The following is a 13,202-nucleotide window of genomic DNA, read 5'->3' on the forward strand; positions in this document are numbered from 1 at the left end:
GGTTGGGGCCGGCGTAAATAATTAGTACTGATAATTGAGACTGAAGCCGCCGGCGTTTGGGGCGGTGCGGAAATGCTCGGGCTTGCGCAGCGGCCGCCCGATGAAGAGATCGATCTGGATGCCGCCAAGCTGGCCGCGCCAGCCCAGCGCGCCGCCGGCCAGGCTGGTGCCGGCCAGCGCAGCGGCATGCGCGCCCGATACCTGGCCATAGTCCAGGCCCAGGTACAGCTGCATGCTGTCGCTGACGGACCAGCTGACGTCGTTGCGCAGCAGCCAGCCGCGCTCGGCCGACAGGCTGGTCTCGCCGTCGAAGCCGCGCACGGTGTAGCGGCCGCCGATGGCAAAGCGGTCCTGCGGGATCAGCGTCGAGCGGTTCCACTGGGCGCGCACATTGCCCTGGTATTGCAGCTTGGATGCGCCCAGCGCGAACGGCAGCGTCAGCGTGGCGTCGGCATTGATGATGGCCGGCCGCGAGGTGCCGTCGCCGAATTCCTCCTCGGGCGCCGGCAAGGTGCCGAACATGTGGGCGCCGCGCTTGTACAGCAGGTTGGCGTCCAGCGTGGCGTCGCCGATGAATTCCTTGTGCGTCAGGCCCAGCTCGAAGCCGCCCATCTGGCGGCGCTGCACCTGCACCTCGGTGTCGTCGATGAAGTTGTTGCTGCGGCGCTGATACAGGCGCAGCGACGCCGTGGTCTTGCGGGCGGCGTCGCGGTACAGCACGCGCGCGGCCTTGAGGTCGACGTTGCCGCTGGTGCCGCTGTAGACATAGGTCTGGTTGGCGCCGGCGATGGCCTGGTAGTAGCGGTAGCGGCTGGCGTTTAGCGAGAACAGCCAATACCCGGCCGGCATCGAGTAATGCAGCGCATAGTTGCGGGTGCCGTGGTCGCGGCCGTGCGCGGTCAGGTCGCGGTTGACGCTGAAGTAAGCCAGCTCCTGCCAGCCCAGCAGGTTGTCCAGCGAGACGGTGGCGCCGCCCTGGTATTTGCCGGTGGAGTCGCTGCCGCTGTCGTCGGCGGACAGGCTCAGGCGAACCGGCCGCGCCTGGCGCCACTTGATCAGCAAGTCGCTTTCGCCGGGCTGCTCGCCGGGCACGATTTCGATATCGGCCTCGGCCGTGGGCACACGCTTGAAGTTTTCCAGCGCCTGCTCGATGTCGCGCAGGTTGAGGATGTCGCCCGGCCGAGCCGGCAGCGCGGTGCGCCACGAGGCGCGCGCATTGCTGGCGCCGGCGGCCGCGTCGGCGAATCGGATGGCGCGGATGCGGCCCGGCACCAGCACCAGGTTGAGCTCGCCGCCGCGCAGGTCTTGCGGCGCGGCCAGCACGCGCGTGGTGACGTAGCCGGCGGCGATCAGCGCGTTCTGCACCTTGCCGATGACGGCGTTGACGCCGGCGCTGCCCAGGCACAGGCCGGCGGCATCGGCCACCGCGCCCAGCGCCCACGCGAACTGCGCCGACTGCTCGCCCTGCAAGGCGATGTGGCGTATCGGGAAGCATGGGGTTTCGTCGAGCGGATAGACGGCGGCGGCCTTGACCGGCTCGCGCGGCAGGCGCACGGCGGGCCGCTGCTCCTCGGCCTGCTCGTTCTGTGCCCGCTCCCTCTGCTGCTGACGCTGGATTTGCTGCGCCGCGATGTCGGCCTGGCTCTGGCCGTGCGCGCTCTGGTTGACCAGGCCGTACAGCAAAATCATGCCGTACAGCCGACTGCTTGCTTGCTGCATTTGTTGCCTTGCGGAAATTCAATAGTTGCGAATTATATCTATTGAATTTCCATACGGCAATTAAATTATTCTAAAATTTATAACTTTTATTTTGATAGTTGATCAATGCCCCTGCCCGCCGCCGAGGTAGGCGGCGATCACTTTCGGGTCGGTTTTGAGGCTTGCCGCAGGGCCGTGGACCGATATCGTGCCATTTTCCAGCACGTAGCCGTAGTCGGCCACGTTCAGCGCGGCGGCGGCGAACTGCTCCACCAGCAGCATCGTCACGCCCTCCGATTTCAGGCGCGATATGATCTTGAACACTTCTTCGACCAGGATCGGCGCCAGGCCCATCGACGGCTCATCCAGCAGGATCACCTCCGGGTTGAGCATGACGGCGCGCGCCATCGCCAGCATCTGCTGCTCGCCGCCGGACAGCGTGCCGGCCAGCTGGGTCTGGCGCTCCTTCAGGCGCGGGAACAGCTCCAGCGCTTTTTCCAGGTCGTGCTTGATGTCGCCCCGGGGCCGCGCCCGCGTGAAGCGCGGGAAGGCGCCCAGCAGCAGGTTGTCCGTCACCGTCATCGAGGCGAACACGCGCCGCCCTTCCGGCGAATGCGCCAGGCCGGCGCGCGCGATCTTGTGCGAGTCGGCGCCGGTGATGTCCTTGCCGTCCAGCGTGACGGTGCCGCCCTTCGGTTTCAGCATGCCGGAGATGGCGCGCATGGTGGTGGTCTTGCCGGCGCCGTTGGAGCCGATCAGCGTCACCAGCTTGCCCTTCGGGACGTCGAGCGAGATGCCGTGCAGGACTTCGACTTTGCCGTATGACGCTTGCAGATTGGAGATCGATAGCATGTGCTGTCCTCGTTAATGCGCCGCAGGCGCTTTGGTGCCGCCATGTTCTTCGCCACTGCCACCCAGGTAGGCTTCGATCACCTTGGCGTCGCTTTGCACCGCCGCCGGCACGCCTTCGGCGATCTTCTGGCCGAAGTCCAGCACCGTCACCGTGTCGGACAAGGCCATCACCACGTCCATGTGGTGCTCGATCAGGATGATGGTGATGCCGTGGTCGCGGATCTTGCGGATGATGGCCATCAGCTCCTTGATGTCTGGCGCGGTCAGGCCGGCAGCCGGTTCGTCGAGCAGCAGCAGGCGCGGGCTCAGGCCCAGTGCGCGGCCTATCTCCAGCAGGCGCTGTTTGCCGTAAGGGAGATTGCGCGCCTCTTCATCGGCCATCGCCGTCAGGCCGACGAACTCCAGGATGCTGGCGGCCCGCTCGCGCGCGGCGCGTTCCTCGCGCTTGTAGCGCGGCGTTTGCAGCATCACATCCAGCACATTCGATTCGAAGGTGTTGTGCAGGCCGACCAGCACGTTCTCGGTGGCCGTCATCTCGCCGAACAGCTGCACGTTCTGGAAGGTGCGCGCCACGCCGCCCAGCGCAATCTCGGATGGCGTGCGGCCGGAGATCACCGCGCCGGAGAATGATACCTGCCCTGCGGTCGGCTTGTAGATCCCGGTCAGCACGTTCATCATCGTGCTCTTACCGGAGCCGTTAGGGCCGATCAATCCATGCACCGATCCCTGCACCACGTTCAGGTCCACCTGGTTGAGCGCCTTCAGGCCGCCGAACTGCATCAGGATCTTGTCGACGCTGAGCAGCGTGTCGCCGGCGTTGCCGCCCTTGGCCCGCGAGAACGGCTCGACGCCGCCGGCCGCCACCGCCTTGGCGTGCGCGGCGCCTTTGCCCACAAGGCTGAACAGGAAGCCGACAATGCCGTCCTGCAGATAGTAGACCACGAACAGCGTCATCAAACCGAACACTGTCAGGCGCCAGTCGACGATGTTTTCCAGCTTGTACGAGAACGCCGCCATGCCGATGGTGGCGATCAGCGGCACCAGCACGCCGCGCAGCGTCGAGCGTTTTTTCGCCAGCATGAACGCCGATCCGATCACGCCCAGCACGGCGGCGGCGGTGGCGATCTTGCGGAACAGTTCAATGTCGGCCAGGAGGCTGGGCAGCATTACCACGATCAGCGCGCCGATCAGCGAACCGGAACGGGTCTTGCGGCCGCCCATGATCACGGCCAGCAGGAACAGGATGGTCAGCTCGAAGTTGTAGGTATTTGGCGAGATGTACTCTTCCGAATACGCATACAGGCTGCCGGCCAGGCCCGCGAAACCGGCGCTGATGATGAAGGCGTAGACCTTGTAGCGGTACACCGAAACGCCCATGCAGTCGGAGGCGATCGGGCTGTCGCGCAGCGCTTCGAAGGCGCGGCCCAGGTTGGATTTCAATATCCTGTGCACGACGATCAGCGACACCACCATCAGCGCCGCCACCATGTAGTAGTAGCCGACTTCACTGAGCTTCTGGCCGACGATCATGGGCTTGGCGATCTTGATGCCCATCGGGCCCTCGGTGAGGAAGGTCATTTCGTTGATCAGGATCTGGATGATGGTGCCGAAGGCCAGCGTCACCATCGCCAGATAAGGACCGGTGACGCGCAAGGCCGGCAGCGCGAGGATGGCGCCGAACACCGCGGCGCCGGCCACGCTGGCCGGTATCGCGATCCAGAACGGTGCGCCCAGCTTGAACACCATCACGCCGGTGGCGTAAGAGCCGATGCCGAACAGGCCCGCGTGGCCCAGCGACACCTGGCCCGTGTAGCCGACCACGATGTCCAGCCCGAACAGCAGGATCGCGTAGATCAGGATCGTTTCAAACAGATGGATGTAGTACGGGTTGGGGATCAGCACCGGATACAGCACCAGCACCGCCAGCCCCACGATGCTCGCCGCGACGATTTTCTTGTTCATGGGTCAGACCTTTTTGATGGCGGCTTTGCCGAACAGGCCGGACGGCTTGATCGCCAGCACCAGCAGGAGCAGCAGCAATCCCGGTACTTCCTTGTAGCCGGTCGAGATGTAGTAGCCGGTGGTGGTTTCGGCGATGCCCAGTATCAGGCCGCCGACGATGGCGCCCACGCCCGAAGTCAGGCCGCCGATGATGGCCACCGCGAAGGCCTTCAGGCCCAGCGAGGCGCCCATGGTGGCGCCGGTCAGCGTCAATGGCGCCACCAGCACGCCTGCGAATGCCGCCGTCGCCGACGACAGCGCATACGAAAACGTGATGACCATGCGGGTGTTAATGCCCATCAGCCCCGCCGCGTCGCGGTCGTTGGCGGTGGCCACCACGGCCTTGCCGTAGATCGATTTGCGGTTGAAGATCTCGACCGCCGCCATGATCGCCAGCGCGCCGACGATCACCGCCACCTGCATCGGCTGCACATTCGCGCCCAGCACCTGGAACGGCGTGGAGCTCAGCGGCGACGGGAAGGTCAGGTCGTCCTTGCCCCAGATATTCTCGGCCACGTTCTTGAAGATGATGGCCAGCGCGATGGTCGACATGATCCAGCCGAATTCGGACTTGATCTTGATCGCCGGCCGCACGCCTATCCATTCGACGAACATGCCCTGCAGCGCGCCGAACACGATCACCAGGGGGATCATCAGCAGATAGCTCATGTAAGGCCCGCCGTGAATGGTGCCGACCAGGCTAAGCCCGACCAGCGCGCCGAGCATCAGCGATTCGCCCTGGCCGAAGTTGAGCGTGCCGGAAGTGGCGAAGGTGAGCTGATAGCCGAAGGCGATGACGGCGTAGATCATGCCGAGCGCGATGCCGCTGAATGCCAGTTGCAGGAAGATTTCCATGATAACCACCACTGTAGGACGACAAGAAAAAGGCCAGGCTTGAATCCTCAAGACTGGCCGGTACCCATGCGGCGCTGGCTTACTTGGCCGGCACTACTTTGCCGTCCTTGACTTCGCCGAAGACCGTGATGTCCGCGGTGATGGCTTCGTGGTTGTCTTTGCTGAACGGTTTGCTGTAGGTGGTGACGACGCCTTCAATCTTCTCGTTCAGGCCTTCCAGCGCGGCCTTGACTTTGGGACCGTCGGTGGAACCGGCCTGCTTGATGGCGGCCGCCAGCAGGTAGATCGAATCGTAGCCCTGTGCCGCCGACACCGCCGACGGCATGCGGCCGCCCGGCGGATTGTAGGCTTTGACATAGGCGTCGATGAAGGCCTTGCGCTTCGGCGTGGTCGGATCCTGGATGAAGGTCTGCGGCATGCGGGTGCCGTTGCCGTTCTTGCCGGCGTTGTCGATGAAGTTAGCCATCGACAGCGTCCAGCTGCCGATCAGCGGCACTTTCCAGCCCAGTTTTTCCATGCCGTTGGCGATCTGCGCCAGCTCCGGGCCGATACCGTAGGTCAGCACCACTTCGGCGCCGGCCTGCTTGGCCTTGAGCAGTTGGGCCGTCATGTCGACGTCCTTCAGGTTGTATTTCTCGGTGGCGACGGCCTTCAGGCCTTTTTTATCCAGCGCTTTTTCCAGATCCTCGCGGCCCAGCTGGCCGTAGTTGGTGGAATCGGCCAGGATCGCGACCTTCTTGAATTTGCGGTTCTCGACCGCTTCGTGCACGATCATGCCGGACTGGATCTGGTCGTTGGCGGAATTGCGGAAGATGTAGTTCTCGGGCTGGTCGGCGAACTGCTTGGTAACGATGGAGCCGGTGGCGACGTTGTTCATGACCGGGATCTTGGCTTCCTGGTAGAAGCGCTGCGAGGCCAGGGCCACGCCGGTGTTGATGTAGCCGACGGTGGCGGCGACTTTCTCTTTGTTGATCAGTTCCTGGGCGATCTGCACGCCGCGTTCGTTCTTGGCTTCGTCGTCGCGTTCGACCAGCTGGATCTGGCGACCCAGCACGCCGCCCTTGGCGTTGATCTCCGCCACGGCCAGCTTGACGCCGTCGCGCATCGACACGCCCATCGGCGCGGAACCGCCGGTGAACGGACCGGCGACGCCGATCTTGATGGGGTCTGCCGCCATGGAAGAAGCCGAGAAACCGAGTGCAATGCCTGCTATGAGCAATTTCAACTTAAAGTTCATCTGTGATCTCCTGTTTACAACGTTTTTTATAGTAGTACCCCATCGATGGGCCATTGTAGGTGAGTCGATCAGCAGCAGCAACACATAGATGTGCGGCATCGCAGCAAGCCAAAAATGGCCTGCCGCGTGTAAGGAACTTGTAAGTAAGCAGTGAGTAAAGCGCGCGTGCGGCGGAGGAATTACATGCCGGAAGTGCGCTGCGCCAGTGCGCGGTTGGCGAAGCGCATCTGCGTTTCGGACAGCGCTTCGTTGCGGTCGAAGCCCATGGAGCCGTCGCGCAGGCCGATGGCCATCGCCATCACCGCTTCAGGATACTCCAGATCGGCGGCTTTTTCTATCAAATGGCGAGCGGCCTGCTCGTCGCGCTTGACGCCGTCGCCGCTCAGATACAGGTTCGCCAGCGCGAACATCGCCGCCGGCATCTGGCGGCTGGCGGCGAACTTCAACCAGCGCGCTGCGGCCTTGGCGTCGCGTGCGACGGCCATGCCGTTCCGGTACATCATGCCCAGGTAGTAGGCGGCCAGCGGGTCGCCGGCCTTGGCGGCGCTGGTGAAGAGCGAGAATGCCTTCGGCAGGTCGACGGCCACGCCGGAACCGCCGCGCAGGTACAGGCGCGCTTCGTCGACCGGCCCGACCGGTCCGGCCGCAGCAAAGCCGGCCGCGCCGCCCACCGCCATCAGTACCAGCCCTGCCAGCGTTTTCCGCACTTGCTTCATGCGCCCTCCGTTCATTTCGACAAATCGATGGCGTACAGGGCCAGGCCCTTGCCGCCGCCATCGTCCGTTTTAATCTGCGAGACCGCCTTCAGGCCGGCCTCCCTTGCCAGGTCCAGCATGTCCGGGGCCGAGTGGAACACCACCGCGCCCTTGACCGCCACCGGCGCGAAACGCCAGCTGCGCGTGGAGCCGTTGCGCGCGCGGGTGACGTTCTTCTGCTGCTGGATGTAGGCGATCAGCACATCGCGGCTGGCGTCCGGCGAGGCCAGGATGGTCTTGCTGCCGTCCAGCCCAGGGAACGCCCCGCCGCCGCTGGCGCGGTAGTTATTGGTCGCGACCAGGAATTCCTGCGACGGCGACAGCGCCGCGCCCCGGTACTGCAGCGCCGTGATGCGCTGGCCGACAGGTTTAGTGACGTCGATCTGGTAGCTTACATCGGCGCTGCTGAGCACATCGAAGTTGAAACCGGGGACCGCCGTGTTGACCAGCTCCTGCTGCGCGCTGCTGGCCGGGGCGATGCGGTTGAAACGTTCGGCCGCCTTCTCCAGCCAGGCTTTCAGGCCCGCGCCGTCCACCTTCACCACATGCAGCGCGTTCGGGTACAGATACAGGTCGGCGACGTTGTTCAGCGCCAGGCCGCCGGACTTGACGTCGGTGTAGTCGCCCGCACCGGCGGCGCCGGCCTTGAACGGCGACGCCATCGACAGCACCGGCAGCGCCGCGTACTGCGGCAGATTGGCCTTGACGTAGTTCTGCACGTAGGCGGTCTGCGCCTGGTTCACCAGCTGGATGGCGCTGATGTCGCCGACGTCGGCGAAATAGGTCGTCATGCGGAAGTCGCTGCTGCCGACCGGCGTCTTGACGTAGCCGATGGTGGCCTCGTGCTCGGCCGCCACCAGCGGCGCGACGGCCGGCTCGGCGGCGACGTAGCTGCCGTCGGCGTTGCGGGTGGCGCGCACTTCGACCGTGGTGCGACTCTTGTCCACCACCCAGGCCTTGCCGTCGTACTTCAGGCGCAGGCCGATCACGCCCAGGTGCTTGCCCCACAGGTTGGCCATCACGGCGGGCACGCCGAAGACAGTGCCCTTGGCCTTGTCCACGTTCGGCAGGCTGAATTCAGGCACCTTGCTGGCCGCATCCGGGAACGGCTGGTGCGCGTGGCCTATCATCATCGCGTCCACGCCCGGCACCTGGGCCAGGTAGTAGTTGGCGTTCTCCATCTCCGGCGCATACGGATCGCCATCGAGGCCGCCGTGCGAGATGGCCACCACCAGGTCCGCACCCTGGGCGCGCATCTGCGGGATGTACTTCTGCGCCGTCTCGCGCACGCCTTCCGCGTAGACCTTCCCTTCCAGCCAGTGCTTATCCCAGGACATCACCACCGTCGGCGCGAAGCCGATGATGCCGATTTTGATCGTGGCCGTCAGCGGCTTGCCATCCGGCCCTGTGGCGCTGATCCGGCGCGTGAGAATACGGTATGGCTCGAACAGCGGCTGCCGGGTCTTTACGCTGTAGATATTCGCCAGCACGATGGGGAAGTTCGGCCCGGCGCAGCGCGGCGCATCGGCGGCCACGCCGTCCACGTCGAAATGGCTGCCCGTCACCTGGTTCAGGTAGGCCAGGCCGAAGTTGAATTCGTGGTTGCCGATGCCGCCGCCGTCCACGCCCAGCAGGTTCATGGCCTTGTAGATCGCCAGCGGCTGGCCGCAGGCGACCGGCGCGACCAGCGCCTGGTAGTCTGCCAAGGCCGTGCCCTGGATGGCGTCGCCGTTATCGAGCAGCAAATTGTTGGGGAATTCGGTGCGTGCCTGCTTGATCAGCGTCGCAGTGCGTTCAAAGCCGATCGATGGATCGGCCTTGAGCTTGTAGTAGTCGTAGCTGAGGACCGTCGCGTGCAGGTCGGTCGTTTCCAGCAGCGCCAGCGTGGCCTCGGCGCCCATGGGCGTCGGCGTACCCTGCGGCAGACCGGCACAGCCGAGCAACAAGGAGGGCAACGCGATGGTGAGACGGCAAACTGCTGGGCGCATGAATGAACTATATTTGGGGTTGCGATTTTTTAGGCAACGGAGCTATGCGCGACATCATACGCAGCGAATTTCCTTGCATCAAGCAACTTAAGCCAGAGGAGTCGCATTTTATGCTTTTTGTGGCAAAAGTGTCAGCATTGTGCGTCAATCGGGACGGGGTCGGGCACGCCCGGACGGCCGCCGGCGCGGCCTCGGCTATTTAGCTGCGAGGGAGCGGCCCGGCTAGGGTATAATCGAAGGTTTGATTTCAGCCTTAGAGAAGAAGAAAACATGGAAGCCGAACGCATCAACGCCCTCTCCGCCCTGCTCGCCGATCTGACCTCGCGCGAAGCCGAACTACGGAGGTATCTTTGACTTCGATAAAAAGTCAGAGAAACTCGAACAAGTAAACGAAGAACTGGAAGACCCGACGGTCTGGAACGACCCGAAAAAGGCCCAGGATCTCGGCAAGGAAAAGAAATCGCTCGAAGCCATCGTCTTCGCGCTGACCAAGGCCGACACCGACCTCAAAGACATGGGCGACCTGTTCGCCATGGCCAAGGAAGAAGGCGACGACGACACGCTGGAAGCGCTGATCGTCGATGCTGAAGACGTGCGCCTGGTCATCGAGGGCATGGAGTTCCGCCGGATGTTCAACAATCCGATGGACCCGAACAACTGCTTCATCGACATCCAGGCCGGTGCCGGCGGTACCGAGGCCCAGGACTGGGCGTCCATGCTGCTGCGCCAGTACCTGCGCTACGCGGAACGCAAAGGCTTCAAGGTCGAGGTCATGGAACAATCCGACGGCGAGGTGGCCGGTATCAAGACCGCCACCATCAAGGTCGAAGGCGACTACGCCTACGGCTACCTGCGCACCGAGACCGGCGTCCACCGCCTGGTGCGCAAGTCGCCGTTCGACTCGGCCAACGGCCGCCATACCTCGTTCACGTCGCTGTTCGTGTATCCGGAAGTGGATGATTCGATCGATATCGAGATCAACCCTGCCGACCTGCGCATCGATACCTACCGCGCATCGGGCGCCGGTGGTCAGCACATTAACAAAACCGACTCCGCAGTGCGTCTGACGCACGGCCCTTCCGGCATCGTGGTTCAGTGCCAGAACGACCGCTCGCAGCACCGCAACAAGGCCGAGGCGATGGAAATGCTGAAGGCGAAGCTGTACGAGATGGAACTGCGCAAGCGCATGAGCGAGCAGCAGAAGCTGGAAGACTCCAAGACCGACGTCGGCTGGGGCCACCAGATCCGCTCCTATGTGCTGGACCAGTCCCGCATCAAGGACTTGCGCACCAACTTCGAGACGGGTAACACCAAGGGCGTGCTGGACGGCGACCTGGACGACTTCATCTCGGCATCGCTGAAGCAAGGCGTCTAATGAGCATCTCGAATTCGCAGCGCGCGTTCATCTTCGACATGGACGGCACCATCGTCGACAACATGGCCTTCCACACCAAATCGTGGCTGGCCTTCTTCGCCCGTCGCGGTCACGACCTCGACGCCGACGAATTCTTCCGCGCCACCGCCGGACGCCAGGGCCATGAAATCATGAGCAAATACCTGGGCAAGCCGGTGACCAAGGAAGAAGGCGCCGCGCTCGACTTCGAGAAGGAATCGCTGTACCGCGAACTGTACGCGCCGCACCTGGCGGCGGTGAATGGCTTCGAGGACTTCATCGCCCGCGCCAAAAGCGCAGGCGTCAAGCTGGCCGTGGCCACCGCCGCTCCGAACGAAAATATCGACTTCACGCTGGACGGCCTGGATCTGCGCAAGCAGTTCGACGCCATCGCCGGCGCGGCCGACGTTGCACATGGCAAGCCGGCGCCGGACGTGTTCCTGCTTGCAGCGCAACGCAGCGGCGCCCTGCCCGCCAACAGCATCGTGTTCGAAGACGCGCCGCTGGGCGTGGAAGCGGCGCGCCGCGCCGGCATGCGCGCGGTGGTGCTGACCACCACCCTGCCGGCCGACGCCTTCGCCGAATTCGACAACGTCATCGCCGTCGTGCGCGACTTCAGCGAGCTGGATGTGGAAGAGCTCTTCGCATCCGCCACCAACTAATCATCACCTCAACAAAAGAACAGACCATGACTACGGATCTTCAAGAACAAGCAGGCAACGCCACCCCGCCGGACGAAAACAAGATCATCGCCGAGCGCCGCGCCAAGCTGGCCGCCATCCGCGAACAAGGCGTCGCCTTCCCGAACGACTTCAAGCCTCAACATAAAGCCGCCGACCTGCACGCGCAGTACGGCGAGAAGTCGCGCGAAGAGCTGGAAGCCGCGCCAGTCACCGTGGTGCTGGCAGGCCGCATGATGCTCAAGCGCGAAGCCGGCAAGAAGGCCGCTTTCGCCACGCTGCAGGATTCGTCCGGCCCTAAAGCCGATGGCCGCATCCAGATCTACGCCACGCTGGACCTGACCGGCGAAGCCGCGATGGCCGCGCTGCACCACTACGACCTGGGCGACATCCTGGGCGTGGTCGGCACGCTGTTCAAGACCAAGACCGACGAGCTGACGATCAAGGTGTCGGAACTGCGCCTGATCACCAAGTCGCTGCGCCCGCTGCCGGACAAATTCCACGGCCTGGCCGATCAGGAAACCAAGTACCGCCAGCGTTACGTCGATCTGATCATGAACGAAGAAACGCGCCGCACCTTCAAGGCGCGTACCGCTGCGATTTCGTCGATGCGCCGCTTCATGGAAAAGAACGAATTCATGGAAGTGGAAACGCCGATGCTGCACGCCATTCCAGGCGGCGCCGCGGCCAAGCCATTCATCACCCACCACAACGCGCTGGACATGCAGATGTTCCTGCGTATCGCGCCTGAGCTGTACCTGAAGCGCCTGGTGGTCGGTGGTTTCGACCGCGTGTTCGAGATCAACCGCAACTTCCGCAACGAAGGCGTGTCGGTCCGTCACAATCCTGAATTCACGATGATGGAGTTCTACGCGGCCTACACCGATTACCACTGGCTGATGGACTTCACCGAAGCGATCATCCGCCAGGCCGCGATCGACGCGCACGGCACCGCGACGCTGACCTACGGCGGCCGCGAGCTGGATCTGGCCAAGCCATTCCATCGCCTGACCATCGTTGAAGCGATCAATAAGTACGCGCCGGGCTACACGCCTGAGCAGCTGACCGACGTTGAGTTCATCAAGAAGGAACTGCTGAAGTTCGGCGTCAAGCCGTTCGCCACCGCAGGCCTGGGCGCGCTGCAACTGGCGCTGTTCGAGGAAACCGCCGAAGCGCAGCTGTGGGAACCGACCTACATCATCGACTATCCGGTCGAAGTGTCGCCGCTGGCCCGTGCTTCGGATACCCGCGAAGGCATCACCGAGCGCTTCGAGCTGTTCATGGTCGGCCGCGAGATCGCCAACGGCTTCTCCGAGTTGAACGATGCGGAAGACCAGTCGGCCCGCTTCCTGTCGCAGGTAGCGGCCAAGGACGCAGGCGATGAAGAGGCGATGTTCTACGACGCCGACTACATCCGCGCGCTGGAATACGGCATGCCGCCGGCCGGCGGTTGCGGCATCGGCATCGATCGTCTGATGATGATCATCACCGACTCGCCGAACATCCGCGACGTGCTGCTGTTCCCGCACTTGCGCCGCGAAGAGTAATCAAGCAAAAAGCCGCTCACTGAGCGGCTTTTTTTTGCGCAACCGAATGGCTTGCAGCTGGCGGCGCCCAGCCGGTGATCACCCCGTCATTGCAAATAAATCAATTTTCCTGTAGAATCTTGGCTTTCCGTTTGACATCACCTCTCCGGCTTCGCCGCCGCTCTCGCAGCGGACTTTGGCGTTGCTCGGGTCGAAA

The 13,202-nt window shown here is 63.6% G+C and carries 10 protein-coding genes; 3 read left to right on the forward strand and 7 right to left on the reverse strand.

Translation table 11 applies throughout. The features are described 5' to 3' along the window. Positions 1-21 precede the first annotated feature (21 nt). From GEV01_RS04710 to GEV01_RS04740, 7 genes are all read right to left on the reverse strand, one after another. On the reverse strand, positions 22-1,719 hold the full coding sequence (locus GEV01_RS04710) for a ShlB/FhaC/HecB family hemolysin secretion/activation protein (RefSeq protein ID WP_152802073.1): 1,698 nt from the start codon (positions 1,717-1,719) through the stop codon (positions 22-24). Positions 1,720-1,821: 102 nt separating this feature from the next. Continuing rightward, a complete protein-coding gene (locus tag GEV01_RS04715) occupies positions 1,822-2,550 on the reverse strand; it encodes an ABC transporter ATP-binding protein (RefSeq protein WP_152802075.1) in 729 nt (242 codons plus the stop codon). Between the two features lie 12 nt (positions 2,551-2,562). Further along, the gene (locus tag GEV01_RS04720; protein ID WP_152802077.1) at positions 2,563-4,512 is read right to left on the reverse strand and encodes a branched-chain amino acid ABC transporter ATP-binding protein/permease; all 1,950 of its coding nucleotides are present in this window, start codon (positions 4,510-4,512) and stop codon (positions 2,563-2,565) included. Between the two features lie 3 nt (positions 4,513-4,515). Next, positions 4,516-5,406 (reverse strand): branched-chain amino acid ABC transporter permease, encoded by an 891-nt coding sequence (locus GEV01_RS04725; protein ID WP_008447933.1) that lies wholly within the window; start codon positions 5,404-5,406, stop codon positions 4,516-4,518. A 79-nt stretch (positions 5,407-5,485) separates the two neighbouring features. Further along, positions 5,486-6,643, reverse strand: a complete 1,158-nt coding sequence (locus tag GEV01_RS04730; RefSeq protein ID WP_152802079.1) for an ABC transporter substrate-binding protein — start codon at positions 6,641-6,643, stop codon at positions 5,486-5,488. Between the two features lie 179 nt (positions 6,644-6,822). Beyond that, positions 6,823-7,359, reverse strand: coding sequence for a tetratricopeptide repeat protein (locus tag GEV01_RS04735; protein ID WP_152802081.1), 537 nt, complete (start codon positions 7,357-7,359; stop codon positions 6,823-6,825). 11 nt (positions 7,360-7,370) lie between these two features. Beyond that, positions 7,371-9,386, reverse strand: coding sequence for a bifunctional 2',3'-cyclic-nucleotide 2'-phosphodiesterase/3'-nucleotidase (locus GEV01_RS04740; RefSeq protein WP_152802083.1), 2,016 nt, complete (start codon positions 9,384-9,386; stop codon positions 7,371-7,373). A 270-nt stretch (positions 9,387-9,656) separates the two neighbouring features. On the opposite strand from GEV01_RS04740, the gene prfB reads away from it, so the two are divergent. The 3 genes from prfB (at position 9,657) to lysS (ending at position 13,006) form a co-directional block, all read left to right on the forward strand. Continuing rightward, positions 9,657-10,761 (forward strand): peptide chain release factor 2 gene (gene prfB / locus GEV01_RS04745; RefSeq protein ID WP_141753396.1). Its coding sequence is split into 2 segments (ribosomal slippage): positions 9,657-9,737 and positions 9,739-10,761, totalling 1,104 coding nucleotides; the frame shifts between segments, so codons are not numbered across the junction. After that, entirely contained in the window at positions 10,761-11,441 is a 681-nt protein-coding gene (locus tag GEV01_RS04750) for an HAD family hydrolase (RefSeq protein ID WP_152802085.1), read from the forward strand. Before prfB ends, GEV01_RS04750 begins: the two co-directional genes overlap by 1 nt. A gap of 26 nt (positions 11,442-11,467) precedes the next feature. Next, a complete protein-coding gene (gene lysS / locus GEV01_RS04755) occupies positions 11,468-13,006 on the forward strand; it encodes a lysine--tRNA ligase (protein ID WP_152802087.1) in 1,539 nt (512 codons plus the stop codon). Positions 13,007-13,202: the final 196 nt, after the last annotated feature.

Source organism: Rugamonas rivuli (assembly GCF_009380165.1).
Lineage (GTDB): Bacteria > Pseudomonadota > Gammaproteobacteria > Burkholderiales > Burkholderiaceae_D > Rugamonas > Rugamonas rivuli.